At 70.1% G+C, this 19,304-nt stretch carries 11 protein-coding genes; 2 read left to right on the top strand and 9 right to left on the bottom strand.

The features are described from left to right. Positions 1-22: 22 nt before the first annotated feature. From DB30_RS20485 to DB30_RS20465, 5 genes are read right to left on the bottom strand one after another with little or no spacing between them, the layout of a single operon-like run. Positions 23-799, bottom strand: coding sequence for a phytanoyl-CoA dioxygenase family protein (locus tag DB30_RS20485; RefSeq protein WP_052551554.1), 777 nt, complete (start codon positions 797-799; stop codon positions 23-25). Positions 800-828: 29 nt separating this feature from the next. Then, positions 829-2,589, bottom strand: coding sequence for a B12-binding domain-containing radical SAM protein (locus DB30_RS20480; RefSeq protein WP_052551552.1), 1,761 nt, complete (start codon positions 2,587-2,589; stop codon positions 829-831). Then, the gene (locus tag DB30_RS20475; RefSeq protein WP_052551551.1) at positions 2,586-3,362 is read right to left on the bottom strand and encodes a phytanoyl-CoA dioxygenase family protein; all 777 of its coding nucleotides are present in this window, start codon (positions 3,360-3,362) and stop codon (positions 2,586-2,588) included. Before DB30_RS20475 ends, DB30_RS20480 begins: the two co-directional genes overlap by 4 nt. Beyond that, positions 3,362-4,168, bottom strand: a complete 807-nt coding sequence (locus DB30_RS20470; RefSeq protein WP_052551549.1) for a phytanoyl-CoA dioxygenase family protein — start codon at positions 4,166-4,168, stop codon at positions 3,362-3,364. Before DB30_RS20470 ends, DB30_RS20475 begins: the two co-directional genes overlap by 1 nt. An 8-nt stretch (positions 4,169-4,176) precedes the next feature. Further along, positions 4,177-5,853 carry a B12-binding domain-containing radical SAM protein gene (locus DB30_RS20465; RefSeq protein WP_146659827.1) on the bottom strand — a complete coding sequence of 559 codons (1,677 nt, stop codon included), beginning with the start codon at positions 5,851-5,853 and terminating at the stop codon, positions 4,177-4,179. Between the two features lie 82 nt (positions 5,854-5,935). Between DB30_RS20465 and DB30_RS20460 the strand changes: the two genes are divergently transcribed. After that, on the top strand, positions 5,936-6,643 hold the full coding sequence (locus DB30_RS20460) for a ferritin-like domain-containing protein (protein WP_052551545.1): 708 nt from the start codon (positions 5,936-5,938) through the stop codon (positions 6,641-6,643). A gap of 8 nt (positions 6,644-6,651) precedes the next feature. On the opposite strand, the gene DB30_RS20455 is transcribed toward DB30_RS20460, so the two are convergent. The 4 genes from DB30_RS20455 to DB30_RS20440 all read right to left on the bottom strand — a co-directional run bounded on the left by DB30_RS20455 (position 6,652) and on the right by DB30_RS20440 (position 17,855). After that, on the bottom strand, positions 6,652-7,782 hold the full coding sequence (locus DB30_RS20455) for an alpha/beta hydrolase (protein WP_052551543.1): 1,131 nt from the start codon (positions 7,780-7,782) through the stop codon (positions 6,652-6,654). Then, a complete protein-coding gene (locus DB30_RS20450; RefSeq protein WP_165703858.1) occupies positions 7,779-15,173 on the bottom strand; it encodes a thioester reductase domain-containing protein in 7,395 nt (2,464 codons plus the stop codon). The genes DB30_RS20455 and DB30_RS20450 overlap by 4 nt, the downstream gene beginning before the upstream one ends. A gap of 223 nt (positions 15,174-15,396) precedes the next feature. Continuing rightward, a complete protein-coding gene (locus DB30_RS20445) occupies positions 15,397-16,236 on the bottom strand; it encodes a hypothetical protein (RefSeq protein WP_146659825.1) in 840 nt (279 codons plus the stop codon). Next, a complete protein-coding gene (locus DB30_RS20440) occupies positions 16,233-17,855 on the bottom strand; it encodes an NAD(P)/FAD-dependent oxidoreductase (RefSeq protein WP_205633031.1) in 1,623 nt (540 codons plus the stop codon). The genes DB30_RS20445 and DB30_RS20440 overlap by 4 nt, the downstream gene beginning before the upstream one ends. 374 nt (positions 17,856-18,229) lie before the next feature. Between DB30_RS20440 and DB30_RS20435 the strand changes: the two genes are divergently transcribed. Then, positions 18,230-19,276 carry a hypothetical protein gene (locus DB30_RS20435; protein ID WP_052551535.1) on the top strand — a complete coding sequence of 349 codons (1,047 nt, stop codon included), beginning with the start codon at positions 18,230-18,232 and terminating at the stop codon, positions 19,274-19,276. The last annotated feature ends 28 nt before the right edge of the window (positions 19,277-19,304 follow it).

Raw genomic sequence — 19,304 nt, 5'->3', positions numbered from 1 at the left:
GCCCCCCCCGGGCGAGGTGTTTTCAGCCGCGCAGCAACGACTGCAGCAGCGGCCCACCGCCGCTGAACCCAGACAGCGAGTCGTCGCTTGCCTCGGTCTTGGGCGCCCGCGCGGAGGTCATGTAGACGCCAACGAACATGCGGAGACCTGGCGTGAGTCGGGGCATCGCGGCGTGCCAGGTGCACTGCTCGAGGATGACCGTCGAGCCAGCCGCGAAGTGTAATTTTTCGTGGCCAGGCCAGTCCGGGGACATCTCGTCGTGCGGCGCCTCGGTGGGATCGGTGATCCGTCGCGGGTAGGCCCGCAGCTCGCCACCGCTGGCGTCGATGTCGTCGAGGTAGAGCACGGCGATGACCCGCTCCGACTCCCCAAACCGCGGCCACGTGTCGCGGGCCCGATAGTCTTCCACGTCGATCCCACCAATATGGTTGTGCCACGAAAAGAACGGGCGCGCGGCGTCACACAGGACCGCGCCGGTCAGCTCGAGGTGCATGTCGCGACCGAGCAAGCGGCGAACCACCTCGACGACAACGGGCGACAACAGCTCGCTGGCGAGCTCGGGAAACAGCGCGAGCAGACGCGTGACGACAAAGCCGGTCGGCGCGAGCTGGACGTCGGCGCCCAGCTGCTCGCCCTTGGCAGAGTAAGGGGTGGGCGCGCCGCAGCGCTGGTACAGCCCCGTCAGAGCCGCGCGCAGCGACGCCACCGTGGCCGGGCTGTGGCTGGCGGGGACGATCGTGAACCCGCGCTCGCGCAGCGCGTGCACGTGGGCGTCGAGCTCGGCGACGTGCGTGCTCACTCGCGCAGGTTATCAGACGCTCCGCGGCGTCAGTCCAGCGCGCCGCGCAGCTGCTCGATACCCACGTCCCCAAGCGCCGCCGCCATGCTCCGCAAGGTCTCGAGCAGCTCGGTCGGCGCCTCGCGGCCGCGATACGACAGCCCGACCTTCGCGGCCTCGATGAAGTGCCGCGAGCCATCGAGCGGGGCGATCCGCACTTCCCACGGATCTGCGCCAGCCACCAGCGGGTGATCGATCTCGACCCGCAGCACGCCCTGCTCGAACGACACCAGGCCCGCCCGCGCGCCCGTGAGCTCCGCGTTGGGTGCGGCGAGGCCGAGCAGCGCCGCGAGACCCGCTGGCGCGGGGCGCTTGGGCATGGGGATCTCGACCGGCCGCGCGCGACGGCGTGGTGTCCCCTCGCCGACCAGCTCGGCGTGGGTCGCGTCGACGCGCTTGGCCGCGATCTGAACCAGCTGCGTCTGCAGTTGCCCAAGCTCGAAGAAGGTCTCGGACCGCTCGTTCGCGTCGACCAGCGGCGGCGTCAGGGTCTGGACCTCGTCGTAGTCGTCGAAGGTCTCACGCGCCGGGCTGGGCCAGCGCGCGACCGCGGCGTCACCAAGCACGGTGCCGGGCAAGGGGTGGTAGGTGGACCACATGAACGAGCCGGGGCGCAGGCGATGCAGCAGATCCGTGGTCGAGCGGGTGTGCGTGCGGGTCTCGCCGGGCAGCATGGTCATGAGCGAGGCGCTGGTCTCGAGCCCGAGCTCGCGGCAGTCGTCGAACACCTGCTGCAGCTTGGCGTCGGGCGTGCGCCGGTTGAGCACGTCGCGGCGGAAGCTCTCGTCGCCGGCCTCGATCCCGCAGTGAAACAGCACGCAGCCGGCCTTGGCCAGCAGCGCAAGCCGCTCACGGCTGGCCGCGCTGGGGTGCATCTCTACCTTGAACGGGAGGCCGACGCGGCGCGGGTACTCCTCGGCGAGCTCGCGCAGCCAGGCGAGGTCGAGCGGAAAGTGCTCGTCCCAGAACTCGAAGCCCTCGGGGGCGTAGCGATCTCGCAGGTCCGCGAGCTCCTCGCACAGATGCGCGACCGGCCGGGCGTTGCGCTTGTCCCGACTCGCAAAGTCCTGCAGCTTGCCCCACCGCGGCGCCGAACAGTACGCGCAGGTGAACGGGCAGCCCCGGCCCGCGCGGGTCGGCAAGAAGCCGTCGGCCAGCGGGCCAAAGGTGTTGATGCCGTCATCGATGATCTGGCTGACCTCGCCAAACACGTCGTAGTCCCAGCGCGGCAAGCTGGCGATGTCGGGCACGGGATCGGCGGGCGGCACCGGATCCGTCCAGCCGCCCGGACGCCGCACCCACAGCCCGGGCCCGGTCGGCAGCGCGCGATCACCCGCCGCCAAGCGCCCGAGCAGGGTCCGCAGCGGTCGCTCGCCCTCGCCAATGCACACGGCGTCGACGGCCGCACAGCCAGCGACGTCCTGCGGCGCGAGGCTGGCGTGATAGCCCCCCACGACCACGAATGGACGCGGCGCGGACTCGCCATCGCCATCGCCATCGCCACTGCGATTGCGATCCAGGGCCAACAGCAGCGCGCTCGCGCCGGGCCAGTCGCGGGTCATGCTCGACACCCCGATCACGTCCGGCTTCAGCGCTTCGATGTGGGCAGCGACGTGGTCAATGCGAAACTTGCGATAGATCTCGAGCGCGATGGCTTCGTGCCCGGCTTCGCGCACGACGGCTGCCAGCGCCGCGACCGACGAGCTGAACGCCCGGCGGGGATCGGTGAAGAACAACAAGAGCACCTTCATGGCGCCCCCCCGTGTGCTCGAAGCCCCCCATAGGCGGCCCGGAGCGTGGCGTTGTTGGCGAGCGCGGCCTCGGTCCCGGGGTCGCGGCGCTTGGTCGGTGGCAGACCGGCGCGGCGGACGAAGAAGCCAAAGAAGCAGCGCTGCCCAGCATGGGTCATGGGCGTGACGGCGTGCCAGGTGCCTTGCTCGAACACGACAACCGAGCCGATCGGCGCGCGCACTTGGGCGGCGCCGGGCCACGGCTCGCGCCCGGGCGGGTGCGCGGGCGCGGTGCTGGTCTGGACCCCGCGCGGCCACACCTGCATCACCCCGTGGGCGTCGTCGAGCGGACTGGCGTAGAGCGTGAACCCAAGCCGCTCGATCCGCTCGAAGCTGGGGTAGCCCGCGCCCCGCAGGTCTTCGGCGTCGATGCCCCCGACGTGGTGATGCCAAAAGAAGAACCCGCGGGTCTCGTCGCTGACCACCCCGGCGCCAAACTCCAGCTCGAAGTCCGGCCCAAGCAGCTCGGTGAACAGCGCCAACAACTGCGGCTCGACCAGGACCTGCGCGAGCTCGGGGATTCGCTCGAGGATCCCCGCGCACGTCATGCCAACCGGGCTCACGTGGACGCCAGGCTCGAGCACCACGTCGGCCTGCGAGACCAAGGCCGGCTCGCCCAGCCGCCGCCACTGCGCGCGCAAGGCCGCGGCGTAGCGCTGGGTCGCGTCCGCGGGGATCAGGCTGTCGAGCAGCGTGTACCCGTTGGCCCGCAGCTGCGCCGCGTGGTCCAGCATCAGGCCGGGCCCCCAGGCGACGACGAGGGCGCCAACGAGGGCAACAGCGACCGCAAGAGTGGATCGCGGGTGTCGACGGCCAACAGCGATTCGTCGACCCGCTCGGCCTTGGGCGCGCTCGCGGACGCGAACCACAGCCCAAAGAAGAAGCGCAGCTCGCGATCGATCGTGCGCGGCAGCGCGGCGTGCCAGGTCGTTTGATCCAGCATCACCACGGTTCCCGGCGGCCCCACGACCTGCACGCGGCCATCCCAGTTGGGTTGCTCCACCGGGCCTGGCGGACCCGAGGCGCCGCTGACCCGATGCGGGTGGATCAGCAGCTGCCCAGTGCCGGGGCCCATCTCGTCGAGGTAGACGATCATCGCCACGCGCTCGGGCGCCTCGATCGGCGGGCGCAGACCGAGGCGACGAAATTTTTCGTCCTCGATCCCCCCAACGTGATTGTGCCACTTGAAGAACGGCCGGGTGTGGTTGGTGACCACCGCGCCCGCGAACTCGAGCTGCATGTCGCGGCCAAGCGCGCCGCGCAGGATCTCCACGACATCGTCCTCGAGCATGTCGCGGTGCAGCGCGGGGTACAGCTTGAGCAGCTTGTGGATGACCAAGCCCGTGCCCGAGACCTCGAGGTCGTCGCTGAGCCAGCGCGGCTGGTCCGACCACAGCGGCGGATCGTGGAGCTGGTGGTAGACCTGCGCGAGCGCCCCGCGGATCCGCGCGACCTTGTCCGCGCCGTAGCGACCGGGCAGCACCGCGAACCCGCGCTCGACCAGTTGCCGCGAGCTCGCCGTGACTTGCAGCTGATCCACGGGCTACCTCAGGACGCCGCCACCAGGCTGAGCGCCTCGGCGTGGACCAGATCAATGACCCGCCGCAAGCCCGGCGAGCTGGCCCGATCGACCGGGCCACGGTGCGAGTAGGCCAAGCCGTCGCGCTCGGCGAAGTAGCGGGCGCCCTGCTCGAGGCGCACGACCTCGAGCACGACCGCGCCCTGCGGCCCGTGCAGATCGAAGAACACGCCGCCCCGCTCGCCGCGAACGGCCTCGAGCCCCCAGCCGGCGGCCAGCTGGGCGATCGCGTCGCGCAGCTGGCTCAGCGCAGGATCTGGCAGCTTGGCGCTCGTGAGCTCGATGCTCCGGCCCGCTCCGTCAGCCCGGCGGGCATGATCGCCGCCATGTGCCTGGGCGTCGCCGGTCTGGGTGGTGATCGCGAAGCCCACCCAGTCGTCATTGAGGATCGGGCGATCGGCCTGGGACGCGAGATCGTAGAGCCACTCCCACTCCCGCGCGAGATCGTCGGCGGTCCAGCCCTCGCACGAGAGGATCTGAAAGGTCTCCGGGTCATACTCGATCGACAGATCCGCGGCGCGCTCGAGCAGCGCGTCGGGCAGGACCAGGCACTTGAACGCCTTGACCGTGTCGCCGAGCTCGAGCGAGCGCTCGACCGTGCGACGGAACGAGTCGGGCCGGTCGCCGGGCAGCCCAAAGATCAGCTCGATGTCGAAGTTCAGCCGGCCACGAATGCGCCCGAGCACCTTCTCGAAGCGCGCGACGTCGAACGGCCGACCCAGGCGCTCGAGCACATCTACGTCGAAGCTCTGGATCCCGATGCTGGCTTGGACCTGCTTGATCCGATCGAAGAATTCGAGGTGGTGATCCTCGAGGAAGGTTGGGTACAGGTGACCGTGAACGATCGAGTCCGCGAGGACCCCGACCTCGTCCTCGGCCGCGACCAGGGCCCGAAACGCGCGCGGGCTCAGGTTGAACGCGGCGTCGAGAAAGAACACGTTGGGCACGTTGGCCCGGCGCAGACCCTCGAGGTGAGCCTGCAGGTACTTAGCGTCATGGACCCGATCGGACTTTTGCTCGCCCCATTGGCAAAACGCGCAGTGAATCGGGCAGCCCCGAAAGGTCTCGACGTAGCCGGTCTTGCGCAGCGGCGCCAAGTCCAGCTGATACGGCGAGGGGTACTCGTTGATCGCCGGACGATCGCTGGCTTCGCTGCTGCGCCACAGCCCGCGCGTGGGGAACTGCAGCCCCCCAACCCGCTTGCGCCAGTCGGGCTCCTGGTGGTGACGGACCAGCTGACGAATGACCTCTTCACCCTCGCCGGGGATCACCGCGTCAACGCGATCGCGCAGCGGGTGGTACTGGGGCAGATCCAGCACGGATCGCCGCGCCGAAGGCCCACCCGCGACGATCACCAGATCTGGCTGGTGCTCGCGCAGCCGCCGGGTCAGCTCGGCGAAGATGTTCAGCGACCACACGTAGGTCGAGAGCCCGACCAGCGTGGGCTGGAACGCGCGCACGGCCTCGAAGAAGTGATCCGCGTCGCCGCTCAGCAGATCGAGCAGCAGGATCTCTGTGTCGGCCAGATCCGGGGCGCTGACGATCGCCGCGCGCAGCTTCTCGATGCCGTATGAGAACGAGAAGAAGGTCCCGTTGGGATCGCGCCACTGCGCATCCACCGCAACCAGTACGATTCGCCGCTGCACGCAGGCAAAACTCTAACAAGTTATGGCCCGCGTGTCGTCGGACCCCGCAGCAGGCCGGGCACCCGGTCGATAGACTCTCGCCATGATCGAGGAACGACGTCGGCGCCACGCCGCGCGCATGTGGTCACAGCGCGCCCACGCCGAGCTGGAGGCCGCCGCCCGTTTCGCCCGCTTCGCGCAGCTGCTCGCCGAGTTCGGCGCGCTCGCGCAGGTCATCGAGCTCGCCACCACCGCGGCCGACGACGAGCGCCGCCACCAGGTCCGCTGCGACGAGCTGGTCGCGTACTTCGGCGGTCCCCCCTCGGGCGCCAATGAGCTGCCGGCCAAGCCGCTGCGTACCGACCTGGCCGCGCCGCGCCAGCAGCTGCTCTACGAGATCGTGAGCATGTCGTGTGTGACCGAGTCACTGAGCACCGCCCTGCTCTTGCAGATCCAGGATCGCGCCGAGGATCCGCAGGTCCGCGCCGTCGTCCACGAGATCGTCCGCGACGAGGTCCAGCACGCGCGGCTGGGCTGGATCCACCTGGCGCACGAGGCCAAGCAGAGCAGCGTGGCGTGGCTGGGCCCGCGGCTGCCAGCGATCCTGCGCGGGACCTTGGACACCAACGAGCTGTTCGCGGATGGCCCCGGCGCGGGCGATCAGCTCGACGGGCTCGGCGGCCTCCCCCGCGCGATCCGACGACAGGTGTTCGTGGAGTGCATGACCGAGGTCGTGTTTCCAGGGCTGCGTCACAGCGGCGTCGACACCCGCGCTGCCCAAGCCTGGATGGACCAACCTGCGCCCCAGTAGATCCAGGGTCACGGCGGCAGGTGTTCGTCGAGCCACGAGATCATGCGCGGGTACACATCCAGCGCGGAGGCCCGGCCAATGAAGGTGTCTTGGTGGCCGTAGCCGGGGATCTCGATCAGCGTCGCGTCGATGTGCGGGTGACGATCCGCGAGGTAGCCGTGGCACAGCGCCAGCGAGCCCGTCCACACCCGGTTGAGCACGCCGTCGACCAACAGCAAGGGCGTGTTCCAGTCGTCTAGCGCATCGAGAGCGCTGCGGGGCAGGCGATCGTAGCGGGCGTCGGCGAGGTCGTGGCGGACCACGGCGCGCTCGCTGGCCATCTTGCGCAGGTGCGCATAGAAGCTCAGCGGCGCCGGCCCAAACAGCTCTCGCAGGCGCGCGTGCGTAGCAGGGTGCAGGTTGCGGTGCTCGAACAGCGCCGACTCCCCGGCCCGGCTGCCGGTCCCAAACCCAGGCCCGATCCCCAGGCTGGAGCCCCACGCGAACGAGATCATCTGGCAGGTCGGATCCTTGCAGGTCGAGCCAGCCGCCGCGACCGCAAACAGCGCGGCGCGGCGCGACAACAGCCCGACCTGGGCCAGATCCATGGGGATGTAGCCCTCGGGCAGCATCCGCTCGAGCACGCTTGGGAGCAGCGAGAGCTTGAGCCGCGACGGCTCGGGCAAGTTGGGGGTCAAGAAGGTCGAGTTGGCGACGACGCCCGCGAGCGGCCCGGCGAGCTTGGCCGCGATCGTCATGCTCAGCGCCAGCGCCCCGACGCAGTGCGCGATCACGGCGACCGGGCGACCGCCGTTGTGGCGGCGCACCGCCGCGAGCGCAGCCGGAAGATCGTAGAGCGCGACGTCGTCGACGTTGAACCCGCGCGCGTCGGTGTTGTAGGGCAGGCGAAAGCTGCCGCGCCAGTCGACCGACCACACGTCGCCCCAGCCCGCGTCGAGCAGCGACTCGACCAGGTTGTCGTGCTCGGGCATCACGAACATGTCGGTCGAGGTCGTGAGCCCGTGGATCAGCAGCACGCTGCGATCGCTTGGACCCCGGCGAAACCGGGTCAGGCCCAGCGTGAGCCCGTCGTCGGTCACCAACGGGAGCTCGCGCAGCTCCGCGTCGACGTCGGCGATCAAGGGACGAAGCGCGATCATTTGCCCGACACCACCGAGATCCCGAGCCGCAGCGCGAGATCGTAGAAGGTCCGCCCGATGTTGCCGCCGAGCCACGCGAGGTACAACAAGCGCGCGCGGCGACGCTCGGCCTCGGGCACGTCCGGGTGAAAGTCGACGCTGTAGACTTGGTCCTCGACCCAGGTCTTGCCCTCGACCTCGGCTTGGCCAGAGATCAGGCTGCCGCTCGCGTCGCCCAGCTCGAGCTCGAAGGTCCGGCTCTGCCGCCACAGATCAAACCGGGGCCGCGCGACCTTGTGCCCCTCGAGCCACAGCTCGCGGCCGTCTTCGTCGACCAACTCGACGCGGATCCGCATCAGCGTAGCCTCGCTCGAGCTCGCGCGGCCAAGCCCGGAGTTGGGCCGGACCCACCAGTGCCCCTCGCGGACGTGCAGCGGCGCGGGGTGCAGGGCCGGGCACAGGACCCGTCCCGAGACGTCGATGCGGCGATCATCGAGCAGCTGCCGCAAGCTGGTGACCGACGCGAGGAAGTCGAGCTCGAGGGTTGTGCGGGCGCCGTCGGGGCCGGTGCCGCCGCCGACCAAGTGCTCGCGAAACCACATGTACCTGGCCGGGACGCCGGCCTCGTCGAGCCGATCCTCGAGCAGCCCCGCCGCCCGCAGCTTGCGATCCCAGCGGATCATTTGGGCGGCGTCCAGCGGTGGACACGGCAGCTCGAGCTGCGTCGCTAGCTGCGTCGCGCGACGGGCATCCGTGCGCGGGGCGAGATTCACGAGCCGACAAAATTCTCGCCCGGTCTCGCTGCCAAGGATCGCGCGCAGGGCCGAGAGCGGGTGGTTGGGGTCGTCGCCAAGATCGGCCCGAACGGCGTCGAGCCAGCCCTCGAAGTCACGAATGCGCATGCCGCTGCCGCTGAGCTCGTACCACTCGTGCATCTGCGCGATCGAGACCGGCGCGGGGTTGACCAAGTGCAGGATCCGGCCGCGCGTGTCGCCCAAGCCCGAACCAGGCCCATACCCAGAACCAGAACCAGTTCCAGCAACCGAGACCCCGACGATCATCGAGACGATCCAGTCGACCGGGGCGATGTCGACGTCGCGGATGTCCGGCAGGCAGCGCAGGCGATCCGACGCGCGCAGCAGCAGCATGAACAGATCATCGGGGTTGTGGCAGCCAGTCGTGGAGTGCGGCCCGATCGTTCCCGGCCGATACACGACCACCGGCAGCCCCCGCGCGCCGGCCTCGAGCACCAAGCGCTCGGCCACCCACTTGCTCTGCTGGTAGCCGATCGGCAGCGCCGCCCCCGGGCCCGGCAGCGTGTCTTCGTCCAGCATGTCCCGCGCGAGACAGCCAGCGCCGACCAGCACCCCGATCGTCGAGACATAGTGGAACGCGGTTGGCCGCTGGGCGCAGGCCAGCTCGATCAGCGAGCGCGTGCCTTCGATGTTGGGCCCGCGCTGCAGCTCGTAGGGCTGGGCGAAATTGACGGCCGCTCCGCAGTGGTAGATCGCGTCGAGCTCTTCGGCCTCGCGCCGCCAGCTGTCGCCACCCAGGCCAAGCCGCGCCGCCGTCAGATCGCCCGGTTGAACCTCCACGCGGCGGCGCAGCGCCATGCTCCACGGGAGCTCGACCCGCTCGATCGCGGCGCGCAGGCGCTCCCACGCATGCTCGGCGTCGCGGGCTCGGATCAGACACACGACCGTCGCGTCGGTCTGGCGCAGCAGCTCGAACAACAGGTGCGCGCCGACGAAGCCGGTCACGCCCGTGAGCAACACCCGGCGCAGCGCGGTCGTCGAGCCCGACCTCGCGGCGTACCCGGCTGCAAACCCGGCTCCGATCCCGGCCCGGTCCGCGGTCCCTGTCCAGGTCGCCCCCGCGGTGCCAGCCCCGGCCGGGAAGATCGTGGGATCGAGCTGGGCGTCGGTGGCCATGCGCTCGGGCAGCGGGACCTCGCGGGCTGGCTGCCCGGCGTCGAGGGTGCCCGCGGCGACCGAGGCGAGCGCCCGGGCGCTGGGCGCGATCACCAGGTCATCGAGGGTCAGCCCCAGCCCCAGCTCGCGGCGCAGATCCGCGAGCAGCTCGACCGCGGTCAGCGAGCTCGCCCCCGCGGCCAGAAAGTCAGCGTCGACGTCGAACTGGCCAAGGTGCAGCAGCGCGGCCATGCGCGCCGCGATCTCGCGGGCCAGCGCGCTCCCGGCCTCCGATTGCGACGACGCGCTCCCCACCCCAGGCTGCAGCCAGCGGATCCCGAACGCCCGCAGCACGTCCTCGCCGCTGACCAGCTCGCTGGCGATCCACCCGAGCCGCTTGGCCTCCAACCGACGATCGATGTCGAGTCGACGCGAGGTCGAGTCCCCGGCCGCGTGCTCGACCCGCTCGAGCAGCGCCGACAGGCCGATCGTGCGCAGCCCCGCGGTTGCGATGCGCAGCTCGAGCCCCCCGCCGATGCCCTCGACGAGCTCGCCAGCGCCCGCGTCGCCGACCCGCCGCACGAACCGACGCGCGGGGGTGTTGCGCGGCGAAGGCTCGGCCAGGAACCGCACCGTCGCGGCCCCGAGCTCGTCGGCCTGCTCGGCCAGCCACTTCAGCAGCTCGAGCTCGACCCCGCGCCCGAGCACCCGACAGCTGAGCAGCAAGGTCTCGACGACGAGCTCGACGTGGCGCAGGCGCGCGACCACCAGGCCCACGATGCCGTAGTCACCAAAGCGATCGTGGACCTCGATCACGGTCGCGCGGACGTCCGGCTGCCCGATCTCGCTAGCCAGCTCGTCCGCGGTTCGGGGCCGCTTGCGCAGGTTGAACTGATTCGTGCGCGCGCTCAGCTGGGCGGCGCGCTCGAGGTGACGCTCGACCGGCCGCGCGACCACGGACAGCTCGAGGCTGCGCACGAATTCGAGGTGACCTTGACCCGCCCGCCGCGAGGACCGACGCGCGCGCTCTTCGGCGTAGCGACGGGGTCGCTCGAGATCCGCTTGGGTGCGCGCGTCGACATCGAGCGCCCACAGCCGCTCGACGAAGCCCGCCCCGGACCCAGCTGCGTCTTTACTGGCGACCGCGAGCTGGCGCTTGGGCAGCACGAACGCCAGCGCTTCGGGGCAGGCGTCGCGCATCGCCGCGACCTCGACCTCGTTGTCGTCGAGGAAGCAGAAGCTGTCGACGCCCAGTGACAAGCGCTCGGCCAGGTTGATCAGGCGCGCGGCCTTGCTGTCCCAGCCGCCCTCGATCGCAATGAAGTCTTCGGCGTTGGGCAGCTCCGGCCGCTCGAGCGCGGCGCGGACCAGATCGGGATCGTTGTTGCTGACGATCGCCAACAACACGCCAGCGGCCCGACACTCGCGCAGGCGCTGATGCAGCGACGCGAACGGTGCGGGGTCGAGGCCCGCCGGTCCGTCCTCGCCAACGACCCCAGACCACAAGGTGTTGTCGGCGTCGACCGCCACCAGCTTGAGCAGCTGACGATCGTGGCGCCACAGCTCGCGGACGATGGCGGTTGCGAACGCGGCGTAGGCCGGGCTCGTGAACGGCACATGGGCCAGGGCGTCGGCCTGGGTGTCGAACAGCGCGTCGACCCGCAGCGCCGCGAGCATGGCCTGGGGCCCGAGCACCCGCACGCCCGAGATCGCGGCGAGGCCCTCGCCGAGCTCGCGCTCGAGCTCGAGCAGATCTTCGGACGCGTCGGACGGCGGCAGCCCGATGATCATCAAGCCCGCGCTGGCGGCCTCGCGGACCGCGTCGAGCAGGTCCGCGCACCAGTCGCGATAGTCATCGAGCCCGGGCGGGACGTCGCGGGCTCGGAACACGTCGACGAGCCGGACCAACAGCACCCGCGCGACGACGTCCTCGGACCGCAGCGCGCTGGCCGGATCGAGCAGCGGCTGGATGACCTGGGCGTAGGGCTCGGGCTCGACCTCGAAGGGGATCTCGAACAGCCGGCCCCAGCCCACGATGATCGGGATCATTGGCTCGGCGGTGAAGGTGGCCGCCAGCGCGATCCGACGGCGGGTTGGCGCGGCCGGACAGCAGGTTGGCCACGCGTGGTGCGACAGTGGAGTGTCGACGTCGCGCGCGAGCGTCGAGAGCAGCTCGACGTAGGCTTCTACGAACTGCCGTGACCCCTCGCGATCGAGCACGTCGGCGCGATGGTGCAGCTCGATCGCGCCGCCTTGCGGCCCGCGGACCAGCGACAGCGACAGATCGATGTCCATCGAGACCGGGCCGATCGGCAGCCGCCGCAAGCTGGCCCCGCGCGCGTGCTCGTTGGCTGGCAGCACGTTGAACAGCACCTGCAACAGCGGCACGCCCGGGACACAGCCAAGCGCGCGCTCGAGCGAGGCCGAGAGCGAGACCGGCAAGCCCGGCGAGTCCATCGCGCGACGCAGCTGGCCTTGGGAGCGACGCGCCAACACCCGCGGGGTGTCGCTGGCGTTGACCCGACACGCGATCGGGACCGGGACCCCGAAGTAGCCGACCGCGTCGGGGCTCCCAAGCGCGATGCGTTGGTCGACCGGGACCCCGACCACGAAGCGCTCGACCCCGCAGACCCGATGCAAGAGCAGCTGCAAGACCGCGAACCCCAGCGCGGCGGGCAGCACCCCCAGCGAGCGCGCCAGCGCGTCGACGCCCGCGTGGATCGCCGGGTCGAGCTCGACGAACACCGACTTGGCGGCGTAGCCCGCGTCGGGCGAGCGGCCCGTGAAATTCACGAACGACAGCGGCTCGATGCCCGCGAACGACTCGGCCTCGAGGGCGTCGCCTGGGTCCCCGAGCTCGAGGGTTGCGAGCCGCGTGAGCGCGCCGTCGTCGGGGGGCCCAGGCACGCGCGCGTCACCGTGAAGGTCAGCCTCGAGCTCGTTGACGAGCACGCGAAACGACGCGTGATCCGAGACCAAGTGATGGGCGACCACGCACAGCACCGGCTCGGCGCCAGGGTGCTCGAGCAGCACGAAGCGCCACAGCGGCGCCTGGTCGAGCGGGATCGGCCGACGCACTTGCTCGGCGTAGACGGCCTCGAATTCGTCGAGCCCCGCCAGCGGCTCGCGCTCGAGGGTGATCTCCACGTTGGCCGCGATCCGCTGACACATCACGTTGGGCTGGTCGAGCGAGTCGAGCACGAACGAGGTCCGCAGCGCGGCGTGGCGAGCCGCGAACGCCTGCAGCCCGACCTCGAGCGCCGCGACGACGTCGGCCTCCGACTTCGATCGGCCGGCGCCCCAGGTCTCTGCCCAGCTGTCCATGCCGTCGGTCCCGCCCACCCGCAGCGAGAACGCGGCCGCGAGATACAGCGTGTCGGCTGGGAGCCCGCCAGCTCCGCTTGCGACCCGCAGCAACCGGTGCATGTCCGGCGTCAGCGGCAGCTCGCGCGCGCGCAGCTGCGTGGTGTCGTAGCCCTCTTCGCGCAGCCACACCGCGAGCCCAGCGACCGAGGGTGCGTCGAACACCGCGCCAAGCGTGACCTCGCGACCGAGCATGACCTCGAGCTTCGCGGTCATCGACGCGATCGCTACCGAGTCGGCGCCGAGCTTGAAGAAGTCGTCGGTGCGGGTGAGCCCGGGGTGCCCCAGCACCTCGGCGCAGATGTCGAGCACCCGGGCCTCGACGATGTCGCGCGGCGGATCGCTCTGGTCAGCCTTGCCGGGCCCGCTGGTCTGGGACGCCTGCGCCGCCAGATCCTGGCCATCGCTGTGCGCGAGCGGCTCGAGCCGGCCAGCGAGCCACGCCTCGCGGGCGGCGCTGCGCCGAAGCTTGCCCGAGGAGGTCTTCGGCAGGGTGTGGGGGGTGACCAGCAGGACGTCGAGCGGCCGCACGCCAAACCCATCCGCCAGCACCTCGCGCGCGGTCGAGAGGATCGCTTGGTAGCGATCGCTCGGGGTCCCGTCGCGCACCTCTACGATAATCACGACCTCCTCGAGGCCGTCGTGCTCGGTCGCGAACGCGACCACGCAGCCGGGCCGCACCTGCGCGTGGGCGTCGCCGATCGCCCGCTCGAGGTCGTGGGGATGCAGGTTGCGCCCGCGCACGATCAACAGATCCTTGCGACGCCCACACACGAACAGCTCGCCGTCGCGCATGAAGCCAAGGTCACCCGTCCGCAACCATGGCCCCGATGGATCCCCGACCAGCTCGAGCCCAAAGATCGCGCGCGAGAGCACCGGGCGGCCCCAGTAGCCGCCAGCGACATGCGAGCCACGCACACAGATCTCGCCGACCACGGCGTCGTCGAGCACACACAGCAGCTCGGGGTCGACGATCGCAACCTCGGAACCAGGCAGCGGTCGGCCCGAGCTGACCAGCTCGACCCAGTCCGCCGGGTTTGGGCCCCCAGCTGGGCCTGGGGTTGGGCCTGGGGTTGGACCCGGATCGGCGTTGGAAGTCTCCGCGCGCCCTCGCTCGAGCGCGGCCCGGTTGGCGTGCAAGACGTTGGGCCCGGTGCCCACGCTGACCGCCGTCACCGCGAGCGTCGACTCGGCCAGGCCGTAACAAGGAAACAGCGCCCGCGCGTCGAGGCCCGCTGGCGCGAACGCCTTGGCGAAGCGCCGCATGGTCGCCGCCCGAACCGGCTCGGCGCCGTTGAACGCGACCTCCCAGCACGACAGATCGAGGTTTTCTAGCTCGGCGGTCTCGACCCGATCGACGGCCAGGCGATCCACGCACAGGTCATACGCAAAATTGGGCCCGCCGCTGGTCCGGCCGCGAAAGCTGCTGATCGCCTCGAGCCACAGCATGGGTCGCTTGAGGAACGAGATCGGCGACAACAGCAGCGCGCTGCCGCCGACCCACATCGGGTTGATCACGTTCCCGATCAAGCCCATGTCGTGATACAGCGGCAGCCACCCGACCACCCGCTGCCGCGATCGCTGCGCAAACCCGGCTTGGATCATGGCCTCGTTGTGGAGCAGGTTGGCGTGGCTGAGCATCACGCCCTTGGGCTCGCCGGTGCTGCCCGAGGTGTACTGCAAGAACGCCAGCTGCGAGGGCTCGAGCGTGGACGCGGTCCAGTCCGAGGCACCGCCTGCGTCGGAGGTCGACAGCCACTCGAGCTTGGCGAGCCCCTCCGACAGCTGCGCGACCGCGCGGGTCATCTCCATGAGATCCGCGCTGGTCAGTCCAAACCGGGCCTGCGCGTCGGTCGCGATGGCCTCGAGCAAGGGCAGCGTCTTGTAGAGCCGCGAGGGGTTGGGCGGATACACCGGGACCGCGACCGCGCCGGACAGCAGACACGCGAACAACCCGACGATGAACTCGAGCCCCGGCCCAAACACGAGCATGACTCGCTCACCGCGGGCTCCAGCCGCGTCGAGCATCGCGGCGACCGTCCGCGCCCGCGCGTACAGCTGCGCGTAGCTCAGCTGGGCCCGCGGCCCGTCAGCGTCGGCGCCAAGCAAGAACGAGTAGCCCTCGCTCGGGTGGCTCACGGCTCGCATCTCCAGCAAGTCAGCCAGAGTCTGTGGCGTGCGGCTCACCGCCGACCCTCGCGCGCTAGACCACACGGATACGGGACTCTATCCCAAGACCGGTTCGAACAGGAGCCCATCGCGAGCATTGGTTGGTGCTCGAGCACCACACCGGGGTCGGGTCGTACGGGCGGGTCCACCAGACACGCGAGTGCGCATGATCGCGCATCCGTGGGCAGCGAAATCACTGCGGCACCGCCAGCAACCATTGCGGAGTGTCGAGCTTCGCCACGAACTCGCGCCATTGCGCGCGCCGGCTCCGAGCGTCGAACAGCCGCGACGGGGCCATCGCGCGCGGCAGCAGCTGCGTGCACACCAGCTCGAAGGTCGCGGCGTTGAGGGCATCGAGCACCAGGATCGTCTCGCGCCACAGCTCGAGGGTGCAGCGCGGCGCCCAATGTCCGAAGTAATTACACGCCAATTCGCGCTCGCGGGCCGCGTGACGGCGCAGCTCGGGCAACCGAAATAGCTGCGCCGCAAACTCGGAGTAGCTGCACTGCTGGACTTCGTTGAGGCCAACGGCGAGCTGCCAGCGCGCGCGGCTGTCGTCGAGCGACCCGTGCTCGACATAGCTCGCGAACACCTCCGGGAATTCGAAGGCGCGCGCTTCAGACAGGTCGTGGCCCCGCGGGATGTGTTCGTGGCGACGCTCGAGGTAGGGAAACTCGGATCGCAGCACAGCTTGAACCTCGCCGCGCAGTCGCCCACGAAACCGCTCGCCCGCCTCGAGCACCGCGCGCAGCGAGTCCAGGAACACGGAAGCGTTGAGCAGCCGTGGACCGAGGCCGGCGCGCGCATACGCAAAGCGCATCGCGGGCGGCAGCGCGGCTCGGGTCGGATCTGCGACCTCCGCCCAGACCCGGCACAGCTGCTCGGGGTCGCCTTGCTCATAGGCGGCGAACGAGCGCTCGACCTCCGCGGGGGTCGCCTCGCGAAAGTACGCCATCGCGCGCAGCTGCGGGACCAGGCGCGTGTCGAGATCCGGGATCGCCTCGAACACCCGGTCCGGCCGCGGAGCGCTCAAGCGCTGGGCTCCCCGTCTGCGACGGTGGGATCGGACGCGTCGAGCTGCGGCGCTCGAGCGCGGCGCGGCCCCGCCATCAACCCAAGAAAGTCTGGCCACACGCGCAGGCGCTGGCTCAGGCGCTCCATGTGGCCCCAGGCCCGGGTGATCACGAAAAAGTAGGGTCGCGCCCGCGGCAGGTGCCACAGCGGCCACGTCACCGCATAGACCAAGCGCCCCGGCAGCAGGGCCTTGGCCAGCAGCGGCTGCCCCTCGCGCGCGCCCGCGCGCGCACCGACACGCTGGGCCGCGCTCATGAACCGCACCAACCGGCGGCGCCGGGCTTCGCTGCTCCACTGCAGCCGGTAGTGCCGGGCGAGCAGCCGGGGCGTCCAGTGCTCGATCGCCTTTAGATGATACAGCTCCGCGATCTCGCCGAGCTCGTAGAGCGCCGTCTGCATCAGCACGTGCGGTTGATGCCAAGCCTGCTCGTACTTGAACTTGTTGAGCAGCCGCACCGAGTCCTGCATCAGCTCGTGGTCGCGGTTGAGCCTGGCGATCGTGGCGGCGCAGGGCTGCTCGCCCGCGCACGCGGCCTCGATCAGCGGGGCCACGGCGACCAGCTGCCGGCACGCCATCTCGATGCCGATCGAGTACAGCGCGTCGACGAAGCCCGAGGCGTCGCCGATCAGCGCGTAGCCAGCTGGCGAGACCCAGTGCTCGGTGCGGTGGCCCAGCTTCGCGTAGTACGAGAACCGCTCGGTTGGCTCGGCGCCCGCGAGCGCCTCGACCAGCGCCGGGAACTTTCGGGCCATCTCCCAGAACCCGCGATCCTCGGACTTGACGTTGGGCTGGTGCTGCGTCTTGTCGAACGAGACCCCGACCGAGGTCGTGTCGTCATCGATGTGGATCCACCAAAACCAAAACCCTGGCCCGCCAAGGTGGATCGTGTGGCGGCGACGATCGATGCCGCGGAAGGTCTGCCAGAACGCGGCGTCGTGGCGAACCTTGGTGAAGCGGGTCCAGATCGCCGCGGTGTCGAGCCCGTCGAGATCGTGCGAGATGCCCAGCTGCTTGGCGAGCACGCGGCGGCGACCGCTGACGTCGAGCACCCACTTGCAGGTGACGGTCGCGCCCCCCTGCAGCACGACCTCGTGTCGACCCTCGCCCAGCGCCACGCGCTCGACCGAGCTGGCGTACATGTAGACCGCGCCAGCGGCCTCCGCTCGGCGGGCGACCTCGGCATCGAGCGGCGGGCGGTTGACGTGGTAGGTCGGGATCAAGCGCGGGAACGCGGCCTCGATCCGCTCGAGCGGCGTCAGCGAGAGCAGCAGCTCATGGCACTCGTCGAGCACCCGCGGCTTCGGCCGATCGTGGGGCTGGGTGACGAAGTCGAAGCCATACTTGCGAAACGCGTGGTCCCGCAACCACTCGCCCAGCCCGATCTCGTGATGCAAGAACACGCTGGTGCCCTCGGTCAGCGACTCTCCAACGATGGTCTTGAGCGCTTGGCCGCGCGCGCGCGACTCGAGCACGGCGACCCGCAGCCCTCGCTTGCGCAGCATGATCGCGGCCATGCTGCCGACCAATCCCCCCCCGATCACGGCGACGTCGTAGTTGGGCTGCTCCGGCTCGGTCACTGCGGCGTGCATAGTCGACTCTCGCCATGATCAAAAGGGCTCGAGCGGGTTCGAGACAGCTCGAGAGGCATCACGGGGCACCACGAGGGATCACGCGCACCCTGGCTCGCCCGTCGCCTCGTCGCCCGTCGCCTCCTCGATCCCCCCGCTCGGCGAGCGTCCTGCGCGCCAACTTCAGCGGGGTGGCGACGTTGCGTGGCGTCGACGACTTCCACGGCCAACATTTGTAGGTCCGCTTGAAGCGGTAGAGTTCAGCACTGGTGGAGTTGCCATGGTCGACCTACGAGATCGATTCGTGCGCGGTTGTGCACTACGCTCCGGTCATGACCACTTTACCTGCACTTCGAAGCTCGGCCCTACGACGCACCCTACCGATGCTCTTGGCCCTTGGCCTCCTCGCTTGCAAGACTTCTACACCCGCAGACGAGGCCGGCACCGAGACGGACACCGAGACCGGCGACGGTGACGGCGACCCAGCCGGCGATGGCGATGGCGATGGCGATGGCGATGGCGACGGCGACGGTGACGGCGACAGCGATGACGACCCGGGCCCCGTGTGTGGCGACGGGATCATCGACGCGGGCGAAGACTGTGACGGCGCCGACCTGGGCGACCAGACCTGCGAGGGTCTGGGCTGGTTCGGCGGTGACTTGAGCTGCACCGCCGACTGCTCGCTCGACGACTCGGCCTGCCAAATGGTCACGGTCTGCGGCGACGGCGTGGCCCAGGGCGAGGAGCTGTGCGACCTCGATGACTTCGCGGGCGCGACCTGTGCGGACCGCGACGAGTTCGTTGGCGGCAACTTGCTCTGCAGCGAGACCTGCGACGCAGTCAGCACGCTCATGTGCCTGTCACCGGGCGAGGGCACGGACTGCACGCAAGACGACGAGTGCCCGATGGAGGCCCCGATCTGCTTCGCCATGTCCTGCTGGAACGGCAGCGAGACCGATCCCTGCGAGTTCAATTCGGACTGCGGCCCGATGGCGCAGTCGTGCGTGCTCGGGGCCTGCTACGACGGCAGCGAGGACGACCCCTGCGAGTTCAACGCCCAGTGCTCGGAAGCCGCGCCGTTTTGCGCGATGGACACCTGCCACGACGGCAGCGCTGGCGATCCTTGTGACTTCAACGAGGAGTGCGCGGACGCTCCGTTTTGCGTCAACAACAGCTGCGCGGCCGGCGAGGAAGGTGACCCCTGCGTCGACAACGGTGACTGCTCCGTCAACGCCCCGAGCTGCGTGCTCGAGGCCTGCTACGACGGCAGCGTGGACGACCCCTGCGAGTTCAACGGCGACTGCGGCCAGGAGTCACCGTATTGCTCGGACGTCGGCGACACCTGTCAGACCGGCGAGCCCGGCTCGCCGTGCGCCAACAATCAAGATTGCATCGCCAACTGCGACGTGCCCAACGAAGTCTGCCTGTAGCGCGGCGCACGAGTGAGTCGCCGGACCC

The sequence above is a fragment of the Enhygromyxa salina genome, assembly GCF_000737335.2.
GTDB classification, from domain to species: Bacteria; Myxococcota_A; Polyangia; order Nannocystales; family Nannocystaceae; genus Plesiocystis; species Plesiocystis salina_C.
The sequence above is the reverse complement of the archived record's forward strand: the minus strand, read 5'-3'. Positions and strand labels throughout refer to the sequence as shown.

Coding starts and splice junctions, on each gene's coding strand:
- DB30_RS20480 (WP_052551552.1), bottom strand. CDS start 2,589: ATGAAGGTGCTCTTGTTGTTCTTCACCGATCCCCGCCGGGCGTTCAGC.
- DB30_RS20475 (WP_052551551.1), bottom strand. CDS start 3,362: ATGCTGGACCACGCGGCGCAGCTGCGGGCCAACGGGTACACGCTGCTC.
- DB30_RS20460 (WP_052551545.1), top strand. CDS start 5,936: ATGATCGAGGAACGACGTCGGCGCCACGCCGCGCGCATGTGGTCACAG.
- DB30_RS20455 (WP_052551543.1), bottom strand. CDS start 7,782: ATGATCGCGCTTCGTCCCTTGATCGCCGACGTCGACGCGGAGCTGCGC.
- DB30_RS20435 (WP_052551535.1), top strand. CDS start 18,230: ATGCTCTTGGCCCTTGGCCTCCTCGCTTGCAAGACTTCTACACCCGCA.